Below are 21,171 nucleotides of genomic sequence, written 5' to 3' on the forward strand. Positions count from 1 at the left end.
GACGGGCGGACGGCGCGTGTTGACGCGTCGTCCGCCCGTTTCGCGCCCGCGCGCGCCGTCTCACCGTGAGCCTTCTCTCTCTTGGTGCAAATGGCTTCAATACCGTCATAACGGATGTTCGTCCGGTGGATGTCCCCCATCCGGCGTGTATGTTCCGGGGCCGAGAGCCATGGAAGGGACCAATCCGGTGAACAAGAAGCTCGCGGCCGCACTGTCCGGCGGTGCGGTACTGGTACTGGCGCTGACGGGATGCAGCAGCAGCGACGACAACGAGAAGCTGGACTCCTGGGCCAAGGACGTCTGCGAGGGGGTGCAGCCGCAGGCCAAGAAGATCGAGGCGGCCAACGCGGCCATCCAGAAGGAGACCTCGGACAACAGCACTCCCGCCGAGGTCCAGAAGACCGACGCCAAGGCGTTCCAGGACATGTCCGACGCCTACAAGGCGATGGGCGCCACCGTCCAGAAGGCCGGCCCCCCGGACGTCGACGACGGCGAGAAGAAGCAGAAGGACGCGGTCACCGAGCTGAACGGCCTCTCCGCCTCGTACGCCTCCCTGCGCAAGCAGGTGGAGGAGCTCGACACCAAGGACCAGGCCAAGTTCGCCGACGGCCTCAAGGACATCGCCACCGAGCTGAACAAGCTCAGCAAGAGCGGCAGCAACGCGCTGAAGACCCTGGAGGAGGGCGACGTCGGCCAGGCGATGGCCAAGCAGCCCAGTTGCAAGTCGGCCTCGGTGACCCCGTCGGCCGCAGAGGGCTGACCGGGCCGGTCTCCCCACACGCGGACGCGGGCCCGGTCTCCCCACGCGGACGCGGGGCGGGGTGTGGACCGCAGGGCCACAATGGGGGTGTGAGTAACGCCAGCCTGTCCCCCCTGCCCTCCGCCGACCGCCCCGACGTCGCCACCCGGCTGCGGGACGCCTTGCTCGGGGCGTCCTTCACCGCCGACGGACTGCTGGAGCTGCTCGGCGCCCCCGCCTACGCGGCGCTGTCGCGCAGCGAGACCGTGCCCGCGCTCCGGGCGACCCGCGGCGACACGCCGCTGGAACTGCTCGTCCGGCTGTTCCTGCTCCAGCAACCCGTCCCCCACGCGCGCGTGGCGGACGTCCTGCCCGTCGACGCCTGCCTGGAGAGCGGCTGGCTCGACCACGCGGGCGACGACGAGGTGACGGCCACCGTGGACGTACGGCCCTACGGCGGGCCCGGTGGCGAGGACTGGTTCGTCGTCTCCGACCTCGGCTGCGCGGTCGGCGGCGCCGGCGGCATCGGCAACCACGCCGAGGGCGTCGTCCTCGGCGTGGGCGGCGCCTCCACGACCCTGGCCGGCCTCACCGTCCGTACGCCCGTCTCCGCCGCCCTCGACCTCGGCACCGGCTCCGGCATCCAGGCGCTGCACGCCGCCGCGCACGCCACACGTGTGACGGCCACCGACGTCAATCCGCGCGCGCTGCACATCACCGCGCTCACCCTGGCGCTGTCCGGCGCTCCGGCCGCCGACCTGCGCGAGGGCTCCCTCTACGAGCCGGTCGCCGACGACGAGACGTACGACCTGATCGTCTCCAACCCGCCGTTCGTGATCTCGCCCGGTGCCCGACTCACCTACCGCGACGGCGGGATGGGCGGGGACGATCTGTGCCGCTCGCTCGTTCAGCAGACGGGGGAGCGCCTGAACGAGGGCGGGTTCGCGCACTTCCTCGCCAACTGGCAGCACGTGGAGGGGGAGGAGTGGACGGACCGGCTGCGCTCCTGGGTGCCGCACGGCTGCGACGCCTGGATCGTCCAGCGCGAGGTGCAGGACGTCACCCAGTACGCCGAGCTGTGGCTGCGGGACGCGGGCGACCACCGCGGTGATCCCGCCGACTACCAGGCGCGGTACGACGCCTGGCTGGACGAGTTCGAGGCGCGCAAGGTCAAGGCCGTCGGCTTCGGCTGGATCACGCTGCGCCGGACCGGGGCCGCGGACCCCTCGGTCGTCGCCGAGGAGTGGCCGCACCCGGTCGAGCAGCCGCTCGGCGAGACCGTGCGCGCCCACTTCGACCGCGTCGACTACCTGCGCTCCCACGACGACGCGGCCCTGCTGGAGGCGCACTTCACGCTGTCCGGCGAGGTCGTCCAGGAACAGGTCGGACTGCCCGGCGCCGAGGACCCGGAGCACGTCGTCCTGCGCCAGAACCGCGGGATGCGCCGGGCCACCCGGGTCGACACCGTCGGCGCCGGTTTTGCGGGCGTCTGCGACGGCACCATGAGCGCGGGCCGCATCCTGGACGCCATCGCGCAGCTGGTCGGCGAGGACCCGGTGGCCCTGCGCGACCGCACGCCCGCGCAGATCCGTCTGCTGGTGGAGCAGGGCTTCCTCGAACCGGCGTAGGGCGGCCCGGCCACCGGGCGTGGGTGCGCGCACCCATTTCTTTTCCCGTGTTCGTCCGCGTCGCCCGCCCCACCCGGTGTACGGGGGCCGGCCCCGCGCGACGGCACCCGGCGGATCCGTCGGCTCCCCGTTCACCTCGGGTTCGCCTGCCCGCCGCCCGTGCGTGACAGCCTCCCGGAGGCTGGACACGCGCGGGCTGGAGAAAAGGGGCACGGGGACCATGGAGAGCGGGTCGGCGATCTTCGCGGGAGTGGTGTTCGCCCTGTTCGGGGCCGGTCTGCTGGTGTGGACCACGACGCGGGTGCGGCACGGCCGGCCCGTCGCGCTCGGTGTGAGCCCCGTCGCATCGGCGACCGTCGCGAGCGTCGCCGCCGTGGTCGCGCTGGGCCTCGGGGCCTGGTGCCTGACCCAGGTGTGAGGAGCCGGTTGCGCACCCCGGCCGGGGCGCCGCCCGAGTAACCGGGGGATCGCACTCCGGATACCCGTGTCGGAGCGGGTCAGCACTCCGGGCGGCAGGAACGGGGTTCGTCGGGTTACCGTTCGAGTGGCCGTTGCGGGCTTTTCCCGTTTGACACGGGGGCGGGAGGTACCGTCACACTCCGCAGCGTCACGATCGAAACACAGAACGACCCGACCCCGGGACCACGGCCTGGGGAGGCCCAGCGTCGACCGGAGAGAAGAGCGAAGTTGTCCCCGACCAGCGAGACCGCGAAGGGCGGCCGACGACTCGTCATCGTCGAGTCGCCCGCCAAGGCGAAGACGATCAAGGGCTATCTCGGCCCTGGCTACGTCGTCGAGGCGAGCGTCGGGCACATCCGCGACCTTCCCAGCGGCGCGGCGGAGGTGCCGGAGAAGTACACCGGCGAGGTCCGCCGCCTCGGTGTGGACGTCGAACACGACTTCCAGCCGATCTATGTGGTCAACGCGGACAAGAAGTCCCAGGTCAAGAAGCTCAAGGACCTCCTGAAGGAGTCCGACGAACTCTTCCTCGCCACCGATGAGGACCGCGAGGGCGAGGCCATCGCCTGGCACCTCCAGGAAGTCCTCAAGCCGAAGATCCCGGTCAAGCGCATGGTGTTCCACGAGATCACCAAGGACGCGATCCGCGCCGCCGTCGCCAACCCGCGCGAGCTGAACCAGAAGCTCGTCGACGCCCAGGAGACCCGCCGCATCCTCGACCGCCTCTACGGCTACGAGGTCTCGCCGGTCCTGTGGAAGAAGGTCATGCCGCGCCTGTCGGCCGGCCGCGTCCAGTCCGTCGCCACCCGCCTCGTCGTCGAGCGGGAACGCGAGCGCATCGCCTTCCGCTCCGCCGAGTACTGGGACCTCACCGGCACCTTTGCGACGGGCCGCGCGGGAGACGCCTCCGACCCTTCGTCGCTGGTCGCCCGCCTCCAGACGGTCGACGGGCGGCGGGTCGCCCAGGGCCGCGACTTCGACTCCCTGGGGCAGCTCAAGAGCGCGAACACCCTCCACCTCGACGAGGCGAACGCCCGCGCGCTCGCCGCCGCCCTGGAGAACACGCGCTTCGCCGTCCGCTCCGTCGAGTCCAAGCCGTACCGCCGCTCGCCGTACGCCCCGTTCCGTACGACGACGCTTCAGCAGGAGGCCTCGCGCAAGCTCGGCTTCGGTGCGAAGTCGACCATGCAGGTCGCCCAGAAGCTGTACGAGAACGGCTACATCACCTACATGCGTACGGACTCCACGACCCTGAGCGACACGGCGGTCTCCGCCGCCCGCGCCCAGGTGACGCAGCTGTACGGCGCCGACTACCTGCCGCCCCAGCCGCGCACGTACGCCGGCAAGGTCAAGAACGCGCAGGAGGCGCACGAGGCGATCCGCCCCTCCGGCGACCGCTTCCGCACGCCCGCCGAGACCGGCCTGACCGGCGACCAGTTCAAGCTGTACGAGCTGATCTGGAAGCGGACCGTCGCCTCCCAGATGAAGGACGCGACCGGCAACAGCATCACCGTGAAGATCGGCGGCGCCGCCTCCGACGGCCGGGACGTCGAGTTCAGCGCCTCCGGCAAGACCATCACCTTCCACGGCTTCCTCAAGGCCTACGTCGAGGGTGCCGACGACCCGAACGCCGAGCTGGACGACCGCGAGCGGCGCCTGCCGCAGGTCGCCGAGGGCGACGCGCTGACGGCCGAGGAGATCACGGTCGACGGCCACGCCACCAAGCCCCCGGCCCGCTACACCGAGGCGTCGCTGGTCAAGGAGCTGGAAGAGCGCGAGATCGGCCGCCCGTCGACGTACGCGTCGATCATCGGCACCATCCTGGACCGCGGCTACGTCTTCAAGAAGGGCACGGCCCTCGTCCCGTCCTTCCTCTCCTTCGCCGTGGTCAACCTCCTGGAGAAGCACTTCGGGCGGCTCGTCGACTACGACTTCACCGCCAGGATGGAGGACGACCTCGACCGCATCGCCCGCGGCGAGGCCCAGTCGGTGCCGTGGCTGCGCCGCTTCTACTTCGGCGAGGGCGACGGCACGGGCGGCGGCGGCGCGGCCGACGCGGGCAACGGGGACGGCGACCACCTCGGCGGCCTGAAGGAGCTGGTGACCGACCTCGGCGCGATCGACGCGCGCGAGGTGTCGTCCTTCCCCGTCGGCAACGACATCAAGCTGCGCGTCGGCCGCTACGGCCCCTACGTCGAGCGCGGCGAGAAGGACGCCGAGAACCACCAGCGCGCCGACGTCCCCGAGGACCTGGCGCCCGACGAGCTGTCCGTGGAACTGGCGGAGGAACTGCTCGCCAAGCCGAGCGGCGACTTCGAGCTGGGCACCGACCCGGCCACCGGCCACGCCATCGTCGCCAAGGACGGCCGCTACGGCCCGTACGTCACCGAGGTGCTCCCCGAGGGCACCCCGAAGACCGGCAAGAACGCCGTGAAGCCGCGCACCGCCTCGCTGTTCAAGTCGATGTCGCTGGACACGGTGACCCTCGACGACGCCCTGAAGCTCATGTCGCTGCCGCGGGTCGTCGGCGCCGACGCGGAGGGCGTGGAGATCACCGCGCAGAACGGCCGCTACGGCCCGTACCTGAAGAAGGGCACGGACTCGCGGTCCCTCCAGACCGAGGATCAGCTCTTCGAGATCACGCTGGAGGAGGCGCTGGCGATCTACGCCCAGCCCAAGCAGCGTGGCCGGGCCGCGGCCAAGCCGCCGCTGAAGGAGCTGGGCACCGACCCGGTCAGCGAGAAGCCGGTCGTGGTGAAGGACGGCCGCTTCGGCCCGTACGTCACCGACGGCGAGACCAACGCGACCCTGCGCTCCGACGACAGCGTCGAGGAGATCACCCCCGAGCGGGGCTACGAGCTGCTCGCCGAGAAGCGTGCCAAGGGGCCCGCCAAGAAGACGGCGAAGAAGGCCGTGAAGAAGACGGCCGCCAAGAAGGCCCCGGCCAAGAAGGCGGCGGCGACCAAGAAGACGGCCGCCGCGAAGACCATGGCGGCCAAGAAGACCGCCGCCAAGAGCACCGCGAAGAAGACGACCGCCAAGACGGCGGCGAAGAAGGCGACCGCGTCGAAGACGTCGGAGGACTGAGCCCGGCTCAGACCCGCCCGCTCCTCCGCACGTCTCCACGCGCGCGCTCTTCGCAAAACGAACGCCCCGGCATCATTTCGGTGTCGGGGCGTGCGTACGTTCGGCCGGGCGCACCGGACTGTCGGCGGCGACCGATAGGCTGAACGCATGACGCGAGCCGAGCAGCCAACGGCCCCTCACCCCGCCCCGGACGACGCCCTGGTCGCGGACTCCCGCGAGCGCGCCGTCCGCGCCCTGCTGCGCCGCCCGCAGCTGAGGCGTTTGTGGAGCGCACAGCTCGTGGGGGGTGTCGGCGACATCCTCGCCCTGCTGGTGCTGGTCCTCCTCACGGTCCAGGCCGCGATCGGCGCGGGCTCCTTCGGCGGGGGCTACCGCGGCGTGGCGTTCGCAGTGGCGACCGTTTTCGGCGTCCGCATCCTGGCGACGCTGCTCTTCGGCGCCGTCCTGCTCGGGCCCCTGACCTCCCTCACCTCGCAGGACGGCCCGCTCGACCGGCGCTGGACCATGGTCGGCGCCGACGGGCTGCGGGCCGCCCTGCTGATCGTCGCGCCCCTGTGGATCGACTGGATGCCCGACGACGCGCTCGCCTACCTCCTGGTGACCGCCTTCGTCACCGGGGTCGCCGAGCGCTTCTGGACGGTGTGCCGGGAGAGCGCGGCCCCCGCGCTGCTGCCCGCCCCGCCCCTGGAGGGCGCCACGGTACGGCCGCTGCCGGACCACATGGACGCGCTGCGCCGCCTGTCGCTGCGCACGAGCTTCGTGGCGATCCCCCTCGCGGCCGCCGTACTGGTCGTCGCGGGGCTCCTGAACAACCTTCTGGGCGCCGGCGTCGACTGGTTCGCCGAGCACCAGGCGGCACTCGGCTCGTACGTCGCGGCCGGGCTGTTCGCCGCGTCCCTGTCCGTGGTGAGCATCCTGGAGCTGCCCGCGATGCGCACCCCGCGCGCGCGGTCGCCGCTGGAGGGCCTGCGCCGCCCCAGGAGCGGCGGCGGCGTCGACAAGGGCCGCACCGGAGCGCTTCCGCTGCTGGTGTGCGCCTGCGCCGCGGTCGCCGCGGTGGTGGCCGCCACGGTCGCCGTGGCCGTGCTGCACGCCAAGGACCTGGGCGGCGGCCCCGTGCTGTACGGGCTGACGGCGGGCGCGCTGACCGGCGGCGTCGTCGTCGGCATCCGCACCGCCCCCGCCCTGCTGCCCTCCCTGTCCCGCCGGCGGCTGCTCGCCCTGGCGATCGCCTTCGTCGGCGTCACCCTGCTGGCCGCCGGTCTCGTCCCGGACGACACCACCGTGCTGCTGCTCCTCGCGCTGTCCGGCGTCGGCGCGGGCGTGGCCGCGAACACCGGGCACGCGCTGCTCGACCAGGAGACCGAGGACCACCGCCGGGCCCGGACCACCGAGCACCTGCACGCCGTCGTCCGGGTCTGCGTGGCGCTCGGCGCGGTCGTCGGGCCCGTGCTGGCCGCGGCGATCGGACCGCACCGGCTGGAGAACGGCAGGTTCGTCTTCGCCCACGGTGGCGCCGCGTTCGTCCTGATGCTGCTCGGCGCCCTGCTGCTGCCGCTGGCCGCGCTGGTACTCGCCAAGGTCGACGACCGCTCCGGCGTGCCGCTGCGCCACGACCTGCGGGACGCGCTGCTCGGCGGCGACGACCCGGTGCCGACGTCGGCTGCGACAGGCTTCTTCATCGCCCTGGAGGGCGGCGACGGCGCCGGAAAGTCCACCCAGGCCGAGGCCCTCGCCGAGTGGATCCGCGGCAAGGGGCACGAGGTCGTGCTCACCCGAGAGCCCGGCGCGACCCCGGTCGGCAAGCGCCTGCGCTCCATCCTGCTGGACGTCTCCAGCGCCGGACTGTCGCACCGCGCGGAGGCCCTGCTGTACGCCGCCGACCGCGCGGAGCACGTCGACACCGTGGTGCGGCCCGCCCTGGAGCGCGGCGCCGTGGTCGTCTCCGACCGCTACATCGACTCCTCGGTCGCCTACCAGGGCGCAGGACGCGACCTGTCGCCGACCGAGATCGCCCGCATCAACCGCTGGGCCACCAACGGGCTCGTACCGCACCTGACCGTCCTGCTGGACGTGGCGCCGGAGGCCGCCCGCGAGCGGTTCACCGAGGCACCGGACCGTCTCGAGTCGGAGCCCGCCGAGTTCCACGCGCGCGTGCGCTCCGGGTTCCTCACCCTGGCCGCCGCCGACCCCGGGCGCTACCTCGTCGTGGACGCCGGTCAGGAGCCGGAGGCCGTCACCACCGTCGTACGCCACCGGCTGGACCAGGTGCTGCCGCTGTCCGAGGCCGAGATCAAGGCCCGGGAGGAGGCGCGCCGCAAGGCGGAGGAGGAAGCCCGCCGCAAGGCCGAGGAAGAGGCGGCCCGCAAGGCCGAGGAGGAGCGCCTGGAGCGCGAGCGCCTCGAAGAAGAGGCGCGGGTGCGCGCCGAGGAGGAGGAGCGCAAGCGCCGCGAGCTGGAGGAGGCGCAGCGGCGCGAGGCCGAGCGGCAGGCCGAGGAGGCCAGGCAGCGGGCCGAGGAAGCGCGCCGCAAGGCCGAGGAGGAGCGGGCCCGGCTCCTGGCCGAGGAGAAGGCGCGCGCCGAGGAGGAGGCACGGCTGCGGGCCGAGCAGGAGCGGCGCCGCAAGCAGGCCGAGGAGGAGGAGCGGCTGCGGGCCGAGGCCGAGGCCCGGCGCCTGGAGAAGCAGCGCAAGGCCGAGGAGGCCCTGCTGCGCGCCGAGGAGGCGCGCCGGGCGGCGGAGGAGGCCGCGGCCGCGGCCGCGGCCGGTCCCAAGTCGGCGGCCCCCGCGGCGGCGGACGCCCCCCGTCCGAAGCCGGCCGCCTCGGCCCCCACCGACGCGGCGACCGTGCCGACCCCGATCGTGACCCCGACCAACGCCTCCGGCGGGCCGGTGGAGGACACGGCGGTCCTGCGGCCGGTGCGGGACACGCCCGACGACGACCGTACCGACGACGCCGAGGGCGGCACCGACGGCCGGGGTGCTCGCGGCGACGGCGGCCGGGCGTCCGGCGAGTCCGAGTCCGAGGTGACGACCGAACTGCCCAAGCCGCCGGTGCCGTCCGGCGCGGCGGACGAGACGGCGGTGCTTCCGGCGGTGCAGCCGCGGGACGCCGACGAGACGGCGGTCCTGCCGCCCGTGACGCCGCCGGGAGCCGCCGACGAGACGGCCGTCCTGCCGCCCGTGCGCGGGGACGACCCCGCCGACCGGGTCCCGCCGGGCTACTTCCGGGAGGAGAGCCCCGCCGAGGAGGCCCAGGACCGCACGCGGGAGCTGCCCCAGATCGACCCCGACCAGGCACCGCCGTCCCGCCGGCGCCGCTCGGACTGGGCCGAGGAGACCCCGCTGGACGACCTGCCGACGCTGGCGGACGAGCTGCTCGGGCCGCACGACGAGGACGAGGGCGGCCGGGACGACGAGGGCCGCGGCGGCCGGGGCAGGGGCCGGGGACGACGCTGAGAGCACCGAGGCCGCCGCGTTGTCAGTGCCGCCCCGCACAATGGAGGGCGCGCCGCGGATCAACGCGGCGGCTCGGTGTCACGGCTCGGTGTGACGGCTCTGTGTAAGGGCTCGGTGTGAGGAAAGGACGGCGTGACCCATGACCGTGTGGGACGACCTCGTCGGGCAGGAGAAGGTGTGCGAGCCGCTCGCCGCCGCAGCCCGGGACGCCGACGCCTTCGTCACCGCCGCCGCGACCGCGGGCCCGCTGCCGCAGTCGACGAGCATGACGCACGCCTGGCTGTTCACCGGTCCGCCCGGCTCCGGCGTGGCCCGGACGGCCCGGGCGTTCGCCGCCGCGCTGCAGTGCGTGAGCCCCGACCGTGCCCTCGGCGGGGTCCCCGGCTGCGGCTTCTGCGACGGCTGCCACACCGCACTGGTCGGCACCCACGCGGACGTCAGCACCGTGGTCGCCATGGGCGCCGAGATCCGCGCCCAGGACATGCGGGACACCGTCCGCAAGTCGTTCACCTCACCCGCGAACGGCCGCTGGCAGATCATCCTCGTCGAGGAGGCCGAGCGGCTGAACGAGAAGTCGGCCAACGCCGTCCTGAAGGCCGTGGAGGAACCGGCGCCGCGGACCGTGTGGCTGCTGTGCGCCCCCTCCGTCGAGGACGTCCTGCCCACGATCCGCTCCCGCTGCCGCCACCTGAACCTGCGCACGCCGTCCGTCGAGGCCGTCGCCGACATGCTCGTACGGCGCGAGGGCATCGAACCGGACGTCGCCGCCGCGGCGGCCCGCGCCACCCAGGGCCACATCGACCGCGCCCGCCGCCTGGCCACCGACAAGGCCGCCCGGGACCGCCGGGCCGCCGTGCTGAAGCTGCCGCTGCGGGTGGAGGACGTCGGTGGCGCCCTCAGGGCGGCCCAGGAGCTGGTCGACGCCGCGGCGGAGGACGCCAAGCAGCTCGCCGAGGAGATGGACGCCAAGGAGACCGAGGAGCTGAAGGCCGCACTCGGCGCCGCCCAGGGCGGCCGGCTCCCGCGCGGCACGGCCGGCGTGATCAAGGACCTGGAGGCCGACCAGAAACGCCGCAAGGCGCGCACCCAGCGCAACAGCCTCGACCTCGCCCTCAGCGAGCTGACCGGTTTCTACCGCGACGTCCTCGCGCTCCAGCTCGGTTCCCGCGTGGCCATCGCCAACGCCGACGCGGAGGACGCCCTGGAGCGGCTCGCCCGCGGCAGCACCCCCGAGTCCACGCTGCGCCGGATCGAGGCGGTCGCCGCCTGCGGAGAGGCTCTGGACCGCAATGTGCCCCCGCTGCTGGCGGTGGAGGCGATGACGATGGCCCTCAGATCGGGCTGAGCCCGCGAGCCCGGGCCCGCGCCGGAGTCATGACCGGTTGACGCCGTAACACGTACGGGGCACGCGCACCACGCACCGCAACTGCTTCGTCGCGGAGAGTTACGCTCGCTGAATGGACACAAGGCGCACTCACCGCAGGACCCGCACCGGCGGCACCCGTTTCCGGGCCACGCTGCTCACCGCCGCGCTGCTCGCCACCGCCTGCTCGGCCGGGGGCGCGTCGACGTCCGCCGGATCCCCCGCGGCCAAGGCGGCCGGCGCGACGGAGGCGGCCACGGCGACCCTGACCCCCCTGCCGAAGGCCACGCCCGCCGAGCTGTCGCCGTACTACGAGCAGAAGCTCGGCTGGCGCGACTGCGGCGTCCCGGGCTTCCAGTGCGCCACCATGAAGGCCCCGCTCGACTACGCCAAGCCCGCCGACGGCGACGTCCGGCTCGCGGTGGCCCGCAAGAAGGCCACGGGGCCGGGCAAGCGCCTCGGCTCGCTGCTGGTCAACCCGGGCGGACCGGGCGGCTCGGCGATCGGCTACCTCCAGCAGTACGCGGGCATCGGCTACCCGGCGAAGGTCCGCGCCCAGTACGACATGGTGGCGGTCGACCCCCGGGGCGTGGCCCGCAGTGAACCCGTCGAGTGCCTGGACGGGCGCGAGATGGACGCGTACACGCGCACCGACGTCACCCCGGACGACGCGGGCGAGACGGACGAGCTGGTCGACGCCTACAAGGAGTTCGCCGAGGGCTGCGGGGCGGAGGCGCCGAAGCTGCTGCGCCACGTCTCCACGGTCGAGGCGGCACGCGACATGGACGTCCTGCGCGCGGTGCTGGGCGACGAGAAGCTGACGTACGTGGGAGCGTCGTACGGCACCTTCCTGGGCGCGACCTACGCCGGTCTGTTCCCCGACCGGACGGGCCGCCTGGTCCTGGACGGCGCGATGGACCCCTCGCTGCCCGCCCGCCGCCTGAACCTGGAGCAGACGGAGGGCTTCGAGACGGCGTTCCAGTCCTTCGCGAAGGACTGCGTGAAGCAGCCGGACTGCCCCCTCGGCGACAAGGACACCACCCCCGACCAGGTCGGCAAGAACCTCAAGTCCTTCTTCGACGACCTGGACGCGAAGCCCCTGCCCGCCGGCGACGCCGACGGCCGCAAGCTCACCGAATCCCTCGCCACCACCGGCGTGATCGCCGCGATGTACGACGAGGGCGCCTGGCAGCAGCTGCGCGAGTCCCTCACCTCGGCGATCAAGGAGAAGGACGGTGCGGGCCTGCTGATCCTCTCCGACAGCTACTACGAGCGCGAGGCCGACGGCGGCTACAGCAACCTGATGTTCGCCAACGCCGCCGTGAACTGCCTCGACCTCCCCGCCGCCTTCTCCTCCCCGGACGAGGTGCGCGACGCCCTCCCCGACTTCGAGAAGGCGTCCCCGGTCTTCGGCGAGGGCCTCGCCTGGTCCTCCCTGAACTGCGCGTACTGGCCGGTGAAGCCCACGGGGGAGCCGCACCGCATCGAGGCGGCCGGCGCCACCCCGATCGTCGTGGTCGGCACCACCCGCGACCCGGCCACCCCCTACCGCTGGGCCGAGGCCCTCTCCGACCAGCTCACCTCCGGCCACCTCCTCACCTACGAGGGAGACGGCCACACCGCGTACGGCCGCGGCAGCTCCTGCATCGACTCCGCGATCAACACGTACCTGCTGACCGGCACCGCCCCGGAGGACGGCAAGCGCTGCTCGTAACCCCCGCCTGCCCGCCCCGGGACCCACGCCTCCGGGGCGGGTTCGGAGCACCCCGGGAAACTGTGTAGACTTGCCGACGTTGCTGATCGCACCATGGGTGCACAGCGCGCCGCCTTAGCTCAGATGGCCAGAGCAACGCACTCGTAATGCGTAGGTCTCGGGTTCGAATCCCGAAGGCGGCTCAGAGATAAACCCGCTGGTCAACGGCGGTACGCGACAGGCCCCCTCCAAGATCGCTGGAGGGGGCCTGTACGCATTTAGTACACGCTGGTTTGATCACTAGGCGTCGGTGAGCGACGCATCCGCAAGCGCCAGTGCGACCTTCCGTCCGGCGTCGAGCGCATCCGCGACCTCGTCCAGCCGATCCGGGAACAGGTGCCCGTAGATGTTCAGCGTCATCGACGCATCCTTGTGCCCGAGCATCAGCTGAACGACCTTCACGTCCGCGCCGGCCGCGATCGCCAGGGACGCGGCCGTGTGCCGCAGCTTGTGCGGCGTGATGCCCAGTCCGGACAGCCCCGCCTCCTTCACCGCGGGATCGAACACCCGCGAGCGGAAGTTGGCGTACCTGAGCGGCCCGCCCTCCGGCGCCGTGAACAGCAGCCCGTCAGACAGCTTGCCTTGGGCGAGCGTGCCCAGCTCGTCGGCAAACGACCGGGGGAGCGGCACAGAGCGCTTCTCGTGGTTCTTCACTGGCCCCAGCGCGAGCACGCCGGAGACGTCGGTGTAGTTCTGCACGATCCGGATGCGCCGCTTCGGCACCGACAACCGGCCCGCTTTCACCGCGGACGCCTCCGCCCAGCGGATCCCGCAGTACCCCAGGGTGAGGATCAGCAGCCGATACTCGCCGGCCGCCAGGGCGAGCCGCTCCAGCTGGTCGTAGGTGAGGTAGACGTGCTCGTCCTCGTCGTCCGGCCGAGGCAGCTCGTGGTCGTGGCACGGGCTGACGGCTGCACGCTTGGAGAACACGGCGTGTTTCATCACCATCGCCAGCACCCGGTAGGCCTTGATGATGCGGGCCGCGCCCAGCGTGCGGCCGGACTTTCCCGGCTTCGTCTCCAGCTCGGTGAGCCACGTGTTCACGTCCTCCCACTGGACGGCCGCGACCTGCCAATCCCCCCACTTCGGGATCACGTAGTTGTCGAGCAGATCGCGGTAGTCCCGCTTCGTGGTCCGGCCGATCTTGCGTTTCGACTCGTACCACTCCTCAGCGACGATTCGCACGGCCGTCTTCCCCGACCTCGGGTCACGGTAAGAGCCCTTGTCGAGTCGCGCGGTGATCGCGTCCTTCTCCGCCTCGGCCCGCGGCAGCTTCCCGAAGGTCTTCGCCTTCGGCTTTCCGTCGGGCCCGTACCAGCGGACCCGCCACCGGCCGGGCGCCTGCCGCTTACTGCCCTCGCGCTTCGCTGCCTGCCAGCGCTCCATCGCCTCCCGGTAGTCGGCGTGGTTCGCCCGGTCCTCAATCCACACTCGGGCCATCTGTGTGTCCCTCCTCGTCCTTCAAGCGGTACTGCCTGAGCAGCGCCTCCATCTCGCGCAGCCCACGTCGGGGCGGCCTGGCGTTCTGGATGAACTCTCGCTGCGCCTGGAAGTCGTCTTCAGCCTTCGGGGCGCTGAATAGCTGTACCTCTCCGTCGGCCCACTCCCAGAGCCGCGAGGCGGTCATGCGCACCTCGCCGCCGTCTGTGTGCTTGCCCGGCATGAGGTCCACGATCGTGGTCGGTGAGTCGTCCCGTGGCAGCAGCAGCGCCGACGGGTTCACGTTGAGGACGACGGACAGGGCAACCAAGTCGCCGGCGTCTACGCGCCGTTCTTCCCTCTCCACCTTGGCCACGGCCGACGGGCTGATCGGCCGGCCAGCCTCTTTGAGCTTTCGCGCGAGGTCGTAGGTGGACCACCCGTGCGCTTCTCGGATGCGTCGGACGTTGGCGGCCACGTTGCGCCCCGCCAGGTCGGTGATCTGCGTTTTCGGTCGGGTCTCGTCGCTCATGCGAGTCACTTTACGACACAAGCGAGTCGTCAACATTCCCGCGCTGTCTGCTACTGTCCTGCTCATGGCTCTACTATCGGGTCGTTCGAATCGGAAAGCAACTCAAACGAGGTGCGAAGTGACCAGCGATCTGCTCACACCGAGGCAGGTGCAGACGGAGTACGGGTTCTCCCCGCAGACGCTTGCGAACTGGCGTTGGAGCGGTACCGGCCCCGACTACATCAAGACCAGCCCCGGCCGCGGCGGGCGCATCAGGTACAGGCGCAGCCGCATCGAAGCGTGGCTGTCCGCGCAGTCGGTGACCGTCGGAGGCAACGCGGCATGAACGGAAACGACGAGACCCGCCAGGGGCAAACTGGCGGGTCTCAGAAGAAGCTCGCTGCGGGCGAGGCTGCCGCCATCGTGGCACAGCCAACGATGCCGTGCTACGCCGACCCACAGCGCAAGCCACTGACCTGCGGCACCTACGGGCTCTCGTCGTGGGAGCTGCGGGCCGAAGCGCGGCGCCTGCTCTTCGAGCGTGGCTGGCAGCTCTGGGAGGTCGCCGCGCGGCTGGCCCTCCCTCGCCCGGGACGGGGGCGGTCGTGAGCGACTGGAACGACGCGCTCAACGGAGCGCTGCAGGCCGCCGAGATGCTCGGCTTCGAGGTCATCCCGCTGTCCGTGCGCAAGCTGCCCGCCATCCGTTCGCCGCACCAGGCTGGGCACGGGTGCCGGGGCGAGTGCGGCCAGCTCGGGCACGGCATCCACGATGCCAGCGCCGACCCCGACCGCATCCGAGCCATGTTCAACATGGTCCGTCACGCCACCGGCTACGGCATCGCCTGCGGTCGGCCGCCGTGGCACCTGATCGGCCTTGACCTCGACCGGAAGAACGGCATCGATGGTGTGTGGGAGCTGCGCAAGCTGGCTGCGCAGCATCGCATCACCCTGCCTCGCACGGTCATCATCGCCACTCCGTCCGGCGGCTACCACGCGTGGTGGACGGGCCCGGCCGGGGTCAAGGTCCCGAACCGCGCGGGGCACATGGCCCGTGGCGTCGACGTCCGCGGGTCTGGCGGGTATCTCGTCGGCCCGGGCTCCCGCAGCACCCGCGGGTTGTACACCCTCGCCTCCGACCCGGACAACGTCAGCGTGCAGCCGGTGCCCGACAAGCTGCTGCAGCTCATGACCGCTGGGAAGGACCGGCCCGCGCGACGTCCGGTCACAGCTCGGAGCGGGCGGGCGGCCAGTGGCGGGCAGCTGCTCGTCGGCCTGGTCACGTTCGTCCTTGACTCCGGGCAGGGACAGCGGAACGACCGTCTGTTCTGGGCCGCGTGCAAGGCGTTCGAGCATGCGGCGGCCGGCCGTCTCGACGCGGACTCGGCAGAGAACGCACTCATGCAGGCCGCCGCCGTGGTCGGCCTGCCCGACAGGGAAGCCGAGGCCACCGTTCGGTCGGCCCGCGGCGACGTACTGGGAGCCGCGAAGTGACGACCAGCAAGGACCAGGCCCGCGAGATCGTCGAAGGTGCGGGCGTTGAGGTGGAGAAGGGCCGTGGCCCCTCGCAGGCCTCACAGCTCGTCGCCCTCGCACGCGAGCGATACGACCTGTTCATGTCGGAGGACGGCCGCCCCTACGGCGTGAAACAGGACGGCGCGAACATCGCCCTCCCCCTGCGCGGAAAGGCCGGCCTGCGTTCGCAGCTGGCCCGCATCTTCACCGACAGCAACAACGGTTCGGTGCCCTCCCAGTCGGCCCTCGCCGACGCCATGACCGTACTGGAAGGTGTCGCGCAGGACGCTGACCCGCGCGTTCCGCACGTTCGCGTGGCCCGTGACGGCGCCCGGATCGTCGTCGACCTGGCGGACGCCGACGGTCGGTGCGTCGTCATCGGCCCCGATGGCTGGGAGCGAGCCGCGCGCTCCCCGGTCCTGTTCCGCCGCTCCGGCGCCATGAAACCGCTGCCCGCGCCAGTCCGCGACGGCGACGGCCTGGCCAACCTCCGCGGCATGCTCAACACCGACGACGAGGGGTTCCGCCTCCTCGTCGGCTGGCTCGTCGCCGCGTTCATCCCCGACCTGCCGCACCCCATCCTCACCTTCCGGGGCGAGCAGGGCACCGGCAAGTCGTACTCCGCGAAGATGGTCATCGGAATCGTCGACCCGTCCGGCGCACCGAAGCGGACCGCGCCCCGGGACATCAAGTCGTGGGCCACGCAGGCCTTCAACTCGTGGGCACTCTGCCTCGACAACGTGTCGATCATCGCCGACTGGCTGTCCGATGCACTGTGCCGGGCGGTCACCGGTGACGGCATCGTCGACCGCGCCCTGTACACCGACGATGACGTCGTCGTCCTTGAGTTCCGCCGCGTTCTCGCCATGACGACGATCGACGCCGGAGCGCTCGCCGGGGACCTCGCCGAGCGGCTGCTGACCATCGAACTCCACACGATCCCGGACCGCCGGCGCCGCGAGGAAGCCGAGTTGGACGCGGCCTACGCCGACGCTCACCCCGGCATCCTCGCCTCCCTCTTCGACCTGCTCGCCGAAGTCCTCCGCGTCCTGCCCGACGTGCAGCTGGAAGAACGGCCCCGCATGGCCGACTTCGCCCGAGTCCTCGCCGCCGTCGACAAGGTCCAGGGCTGGAACACCCTGGAGAGCTACAAGGCAACGGCCCGGGACGCGGTCGCCGACGTCCTCGAAGGTGAGCCGTTCGCCCAGGCCGTCGTCGCGCTTGTCGACCGAGCGGGTGCGGACGGGCTCACCCTCACGGCTTCGGAGCTGCTGGAGCGTGTGGTCACTCCGGACCGGCTGCCGAAGAAGTGGCCGAAGGACCCGACGCGGGCAGGCGGGCAGCTCAAGCGCCTCGCCCCGGCGCTGAGGACGATCGGGATTGAGGTCGACGACAGCAAGCGCGGGCCGAAGCCGAAGAAGCAGCGGCTGTACACGCTGACAGCGTCAGCGGAGAGAAGGTACGAAACAGCGTCCCCAGCGTCCCCCAACACCTCCGAAACCCACGCTGACGTGCAGGAACAAGGGGGACGCTACAGGGGGGACGCTAGCGGTCCCCCGTCCGCTCGGGGGGACGCTGGGACCGCTCGGGGGGACGCTGCCCCGACGACAGCGTCCCCCCAGCGCATCGCCTCTGACCTGCGCGGACCCTCACGGGGGACCGCTGGGACCGCTGGGACCGCTGGAATGCACCCACTCTCGCCTGACGCCCATCCCAAGACGCCGTGCGCCGACTGCGGCCGCATGCAGTGGAACGCGCTCGGCTCCCCCCTCTGCCTCGACTGCCGCGACGCGGCCTAGGAGACGCGCATGCCGACGACCCCGACCCCGATCCGGGCGCACTGCCCGTCCTGCCGCGGCCCGCGGCCTGTCCGCCGGGTCGGCACGGCCACTGTCCGGGGCGAGCAGCGCGACCTCCTGGAGTGCCGCGACACGGCGTGCGAACTCGTCTGGGCCCACCGCGCCGACCCCCGACCGGCCGCCAACCCGGCGGCCTAGGAGACAACATGGAGAACACCCGTACACCCAACGAGCCACCGGCAGGCGTCGCCCTCGACAGCGACGCAGTCCGCCGGGTGGCCGCCCTGATCACCGCCGGACTACACGCGCCGACCGCACCCGACCAGCGGCGCACCGACCCCGTGCTGCGGGCCGCCTACGGCGACGCCCTGTTCCGGGCGACCGCGTGCGTGCCGGTCCTCGTCCACCTGGTCGGCGTGCTGCTGCACGACCTGGCCGCCGCCCGGCAGACGACGGCGGCCGAGCTGTGGGCGTCGCGCGCCGTCGGCACGGCCGCGCTCCTGGAGGAAGGGGGGCCCCGTGGCTGAGCGCCTCACCTTCACCCTCACGGGCCGCGACGAACTGTCGCGCGTCCTCAACGGCACCGGCGACAGCGCCGACCGGCTCCGGCTCCGGCTGTCCGGGATCACCCAGGACGCCGACGGCAACCTGCGCGACTTTCAGGGTCGCCTGCTCACCGTGGACGAGGCGCAGCGCCGTCTCCTGTCCACCACCGAGGGCACCCGCGACGCCTTCGGCCGCCTCCGCGACGAGACCGACAAGGTCGGCGAGTCCCTCCGAGCGAACCTGATCAGCCTGCTGCCCGCCGCGATCCCGGCCGCCGCTGGGCTGGCGTCGTCGGCCGCCGCCGTCGCTGCCCAGTTCGGGGCGGTTGCCGTGGCGGCCGGCGCCTACGCTCTCGCCCTCGGGCCGCAGATCGGGAAGATCGGCGAGGCTGCGGACGCGCAGGCGAAGTACGAGGATGCGCTGCGCACCTCCGGCTCGGGCAGCGCCGAGGCCGGAGCCGCCGCCCTGGAGTACGAGCGGCAACTGGCCGGGCTGCCGCCCGCCACCCGGGAGGCCGCGGTTGCGGTCGGCCTGCTCAAGGACTCCTCCCAGGAGTGGTCGGACAGCCTGTCCGGCGACGTGATGGGCCCGTTCATCAAGGGCGTCGGCGTCACCAACGCGCTACTCCCGAAGACGACAGGGCTCGTGAAGGGGGCGAGCAGCCAGTTCGACCGGCTCATCACCATGGTGGCCGGCGGTATCAGTACGCCCGGGTTCGACGCGATGAACCAGCGGTTCACCAACTTCGCGAACGACACCCTCGACAACGGCATCGACAAGCTGGCTCTGTTCCTGGCCAAGCTGGACGCTGGCGAGTTCAACGGTGGTGGCGTAGCCGAGTTCTTCGACTGGGCACAGGAGCAGGGCCCGGTCGTGTGGGACACGCTGGAGAACGTGGGCGACGCCCTGCTCAACGTCCTCGAAGCCGGGGCCGACGTCGGCGTCGGCATGCTGGACGTGGTCAACGTGTTGTCCGACATCGTGAGCGCGGTACCGCCCGACGCGATCGCCACGATCCTGCAGCTGGCCATCGCCATCAAGGCCGTGCGCCTGGCGGCGGCCGGCGGTGCGGCGGCCAGTGCGGGGATCGCCGCGATCGCCACGCAGGTCGGTGCGATGCGCGTCGCAGCGAGCGGTGCACCCGGTGTGCTCGCCGGAACCGCTGCCGCGATCGGTACCCTGTCCCGCACCGCCAAGCTGGCCGTCGCGGGGACCGGGATCGGCCTCCTCGTCCTTGCCCTCACCGAGCTGTCCGACATCGGCGAACCGGCGTCGCTGGACGTCGACAAGCTCACCACCTCCCTCGGCGAACTCGGACGCACAGGCAAGGCCACCGGCTACGTGGCCAGCCAGTTCGGCGACGACTTCGGGAAGCTGCGCGAGCAGATCCAGAAGGTCATCGATCCCAGCGTGGCCGAGAGCGTCAACAACTGGGGCGCCGACATCACCAACGGTCTCCTGGATGCCGGCGACGCCACCGAGACGTTCACCAAGAGCGTCGATGCCATCGACGAGGGCCTGGCCGATCTGGTCAGCGGCGGCAAGGCCGAGCAGGCGGCGGCGGCGCTGGAGGCGATGAAGGAGGGCATGAGCCCCGAGCAGGTGGAGAAGTTCACCGGCTCCCTGGACAACTACCGGGAAGCCCTCGCCGCGCAGGCTTTCGAGCAGCGGCTGGCCGCCGACAGCATGGGCATCTTCGGGGACCAGGCCCTCGAAGTGCAGGCCCAGCTCGACGCGCAGAAGCAGAGCGCCGACGGACTGCGGCAGAGCATCCTCGCCCTCAACGACGCCAACCGGTCGGCGTATGACGCGCAGATCGGGTTCGAGGCCAGCATCGACGCGCTCACCGAGAGCTTCAAGGAGAACGGGGCGACGCTCGATCTGAACTCGGAGAAGGGCCGCGAGAACGGCCAGGCCATGTCGGCGGCGGCGAAGGCGCACGACGAGATGCTTGCGTCCGGGCTGGCGGCCGGCGAGTCGCTGGGGTCGATGACGGCGAAGTCGGAGCAGCTCCGGGCGAAGATGGTGGAGCTGGCCTCGCAGACCGGCATGACCGACGCCGAGGCCCGCGAGTACGTCAGCACGCTGCTCGGCACGCCGGACAGCATCCGGACCACGGTGGAGCTGGAGAAGCAGGAGGCGATCGAGGGCCTGGTCGCTGTCCAGACCGAGATCGACCGGACGCCGAACAGTCACACGGTCACCGTGGACACCCTGAACGCCGCGGCGATCCGAGCCCTGGAAGCGGTCGGGCTCAAGACGAGGCGGCTGCCTGACGGGCGCACCGAGGTGTTCACGGCGAACAAGTCGGCGCTCGGCAACATCGGCGCCGTCGACAAGGCGCTGCGTGAGCTGGACGGGAACAACGCGACCACCACGATCACGACGATTCGCATGACGATCTTCAAGCAGGTTCAGGCTGCGGGCGGCTCCAACCAGGCAGCGAAGAACGCGGCCGAGCTGGGCTACGCCGGGGGCGGCCTGATCCGGCGGGCGCAGGGCGGGCCCATCCCAGGCTTCCCCAGCGGAGGACGTCTGTACGGGCCGGGGACACCGACCTCGGACAGCATGCTGCTCTGGGGGTCGACCGGTGAGTACATGGTGCGGGCGTCGGCCGTCGACGAGTACGGCCAGGCGGTCTTCGACGCGCTCAACGACCGGCAGCTGGACGCGTCAGCGCTGGCTGCTCTCGTCGCGCCCTCGGGCCGGGCCGCAGTGACACCGGGCAGGCCAGCCGAGGGGGCCGGCCGGGGCCGCGTTGACCAGCCCAGCGTGACGAACAACTACACCTACAACGTCCGCAAGTCCGTCATCGACCTCCAGGACCTGCGGCTGCTGCAGCGGCAGGAAGAGGCCCGCATGCGCGTCGGCCGGCCCCGGTAGACCACCCCACCCGA

16 protein-coding genes and 1 tRNA gene are annotated in these 21,171 nt (G+C 72.0%); 15 read left to right on the forward strand and 2 right to left on the reverse strand.

Annotated features, from left to right (window positions below):
- Positions 1 to 169: 169 nt before the first annotated feature.
- From R2E43_RS20850 to R2E43_RS20885, 8 genes are all read left to right on the forward strand, one after another.
- A complete protein-coding gene (locus tag R2E43_RS20850; RefSeq protein WP_003975389.1) occupies positions 170 to 760 on the forward strand; it encodes a hypothetical protein in 591 nt (196 codons plus the stop codon).
- 89 nt (positions 761 to 849) lie between these two features.
- Complete coding sequence (locus R2E43_RS20855) at positions 850 to 2,367, forward strand: DUF7059 domain-containing protein (protein ID WP_003975390.1); 1,518 nt, start codon at positions 850 to 852, stop codon at positions 2,365 to 2,367.
- A 220-nt stretch (positions 2,368 to 2,587) separates the two neighbouring features.
- On the forward strand, positions 2,588 to 2,785 hold the full coding sequence (locus R2E43_RS20860) for a hypothetical protein (protein ID WP_193485159.1): 198 nt from the start codon (positions 2,588 to 2,590) through the stop codon (positions 2,783 to 2,785).
- Between the two features lie 269 nt (positions 2,786 to 3,054).
- A complete protein-coding gene (gene topA, locus R2E43_RS20865; protein WP_332056451.1) occupies positions 3,055 to 5,913 on the forward strand; it encodes a type I DNA topoisomerase in 2,859 nt (952 codons plus the stop codon).
- A gap of 147 nt (positions 5,914 to 6,060) precedes the next feature.
- Complete coding sequence (gene tmk / locus R2E43_RS20870) at positions 6,061 to 9,369, forward strand: dTMP kinase (protein WP_332056452.1); 3,309 nt, start codon at positions 6,061 to 6,063, stop codon at positions 9,367 to 9,369.
- Between the two features lie 139 nt (positions 9,370 to 9,508).
- Entirely contained in the window at positions 9,509 to 10,714 is a 1,206-nt protein-coding gene (locus R2E43_RS20875) for a DNA polymerase III subunit delta' (protein ID WP_003975394.1), read from the forward strand.
- Positions 10,715 to 10,826: 112 nt separating this feature from the next.
- On the forward strand, positions 10,827 to 12,446 hold the full coding sequence (locus R2E43_RS20880) for an alpha/beta hydrolase (protein ID WP_106518189.1): 1,620 nt from the start codon (positions 10,827 to 10,829) through the stop codon (positions 12,444 to 12,446).
- A gap of 108 nt (positions 12,447 to 12,554) precedes the next feature.
- Positions 12,555 to 12,628: transfer RNA gene (locus R2E43_RS20885), tRNA-Thr, on the forward strand.
- A 97-nt stretch (positions 12,629 to 12,725) separates the two neighbouring features.
- On the opposite strand, the gene R2E43_RS20890 is transcribed toward R2E43_RS20885, so the two are convergent.
- Together R2E43_RS20890 and R2E43_RS20895 are read right to left on the reverse strand one after the other, a co-directional pair.
- Positions 12,726 to 13,871, reverse strand: coding sequence for a tyrosine-type recombinase/integrase (locus tag R2E43_RS20890; RefSeq protein WP_332056453.1), 1,146 nt, complete (start codon positions 13,869 to 13,871; stop codon positions 12,726 to 12,728).
- Positions 13,872 to 13,905: 34 nt separating this feature from the next.
- Complete coding sequence (locus tag R2E43_RS20895; RefSeq protein ID WP_332056454.1) at positions 13,906 to 14,436, reverse strand: helix-turn-helix domain-containing protein; 531 nt, start codon at positions 14,434 to 14,436, stop codon at positions 13,906 to 13,908.
- A 118-nt stretch (positions 14,437 to 14,554) separates the two neighbouring features.
- Between R2E43_RS20895 and R2E43_RS20900 the strand changes: the two genes are divergently transcribed.
- From R2E43_RS20900 to R2E43_RS20930, 7 genes are all read left to right on the forward strand, one after another.
- Entirely contained in the window at positions 14,555 to 14,761 is a 207-nt protein-coding gene (locus R2E43_RS20900) for a helix-turn-helix domain-containing protein (protein ID WP_332056455.1), read from the forward strand.
- A 77-nt stretch (positions 14,762 to 14,838) separates the two neighbouring features.
- Positions 14,839 to 15,024 carry a hypothetical protein gene (locus R2E43_RS20905; RefSeq protein ID WP_332056456.1) on the forward strand — a complete coding sequence of 62 codons (186 nt, stop codon included), beginning with the start codon at positions 14,839 to 14,841 and terminating at the stop codon, positions 15,022 to 15,024.
- The gene (locus R2E43_RS20910; protein WP_332056457.1) at positions 15,021 to 15,908 is read left to right on the forward strand and encodes a bifunctional DNA primase/polymerase; all 888 of its coding nucleotides are present in this window, start codon (positions 15,021 to 15,023) and stop codon (positions 15,906 to 15,908) included. The genes R2E43_RS20905 and R2E43_RS20910 overlap by 4 nt, the downstream gene beginning before the upstream one ends.
- Positions 15,905 to 17,728 (forward strand): ATP-binding protein, encoded by a 1,824-nt coding sequence (locus tag R2E43_RS20915; RefSeq protein ID WP_332056458.1) that lies wholly within the window; start codon positions 15,905 to 15,907, stop codon positions 17,726 to 17,728. The genes R2E43_RS20910 and R2E43_RS20915 overlap by 4 nt, the downstream gene beginning before the upstream one ends.
- 9 nt (positions 17,729 to 17,737) lie before the next feature.
- Positions 17,738 to 17,926, forward strand: coding sequence for a hypothetical protein (locus tag R2E43_RS20920; RefSeq protein ID WP_332056459.1), 189 nt, complete (start codon positions 17,738 to 17,740; stop codon positions 17,924 to 17,926).
- Between the two features lie 8 nt (positions 17,927 to 17,934).
- On the forward strand, positions 17,935 to 18,255 hold the full coding sequence (locus R2E43_RS20925; protein WP_332056460.1) for a hypothetical protein: 321 nt from the start codon (positions 17,935 to 17,937) through the stop codon (positions 18,253 to 18,255).
- Positions 18,248 to 21,157 (forward strand): hypothetical protein, encoded by a 2,910-nt coding sequence (locus R2E43_RS20930; protein ID WP_332056461.1) that lies wholly within the window; start codon positions 18,248 to 18,250, stop codon positions 21,155 to 21,157. Before R2E43_RS20925 ends, R2E43_RS20930 begins: the two co-directional genes overlap by 8 nt.
- The last annotated feature ends 14 nt before the right edge of the window (positions 21,158 to 21,171 follow it).

The sequence above is a fragment of the Streptomyces violaceoruber genome, assembly GCF_033406955.1.
GTDB classification, from domain to species: domain Bacteria; phylum Actinomycetota; class Actinomycetes; order Streptomycetales; family Streptomycetaceae; genus Streptomyces; species Streptomyces violaceoruber.

What these genes read in the sequence shown, in the direction of transcription:
- R2E43_RS20850 (WP_003975389.1), top strand. Translation starts at nt 170, where the DNA reads ATGGAAGGGACCAATCCGGTGAACAAGAAGCTCGCGGCCGCACTGTCC.
- R2E43_RS20860 (WP_193485159.1), top strand. Translation starts at nt 2,588, where the DNA reads ATGGAGAGCGGGTCGGCGATCTTCGCGGGAGTGGTGTTCGCCCTGTTC.
- tmk (WP_332056452.1), top strand. Translation starts at nt 6,061, where the DNA reads ATGACGCGAGCCGAGCAGCCAACGGCCCCTCACCCCGCCCCGGACGAC.
- R2E43_RS20875 (WP_003975394.1), top strand. Translation starts at nt 9,509, where the DNA reads ATGACCGTGTGGGACGACCTCGTCGGGCAGGAGAAGGTGTGCGAGCCG.
- R2E43_RS20880 (WP_106518189.1), top strand. Translation starts at nt 10,827, where the DNA reads ATGGACACAAGGCGCACTCACCGCAGGACCCGCACCGGCGGCACCCGT.
- R2E43_RS20890 (WP_332056453.1), bottom strand. Translation starts at nt 13,871, where the DNA reads ATGGAGCGCTGGCAGGCAGCGAAGCGCGAGGGCAGTAAGCGGCAGGCG.
- R2E43_RS20895 (WP_332056454.1), bottom strand. Translation starts at nt 14,436, where the DNA reads ATGAGCGACGAGACCCGACCGAAAACGCAGATCACCGACCTGGCGGGG.
- R2E43_RS20920 (WP_332056459.1), top strand. Translation starts at nt 17,738, where the DNA reads ATGCCGACGACCCCGACCCCGATCCGGGCGCACTGCCCGTCCTGCCGC.
- R2E43_RS20925 (WP_332056460.1), top strand. Translation starts at nt 17,935, where the DNA reads ATGGAGAACACCCGTACACCCAACGAGCCACCGGCAGGCGTCGCCCTC.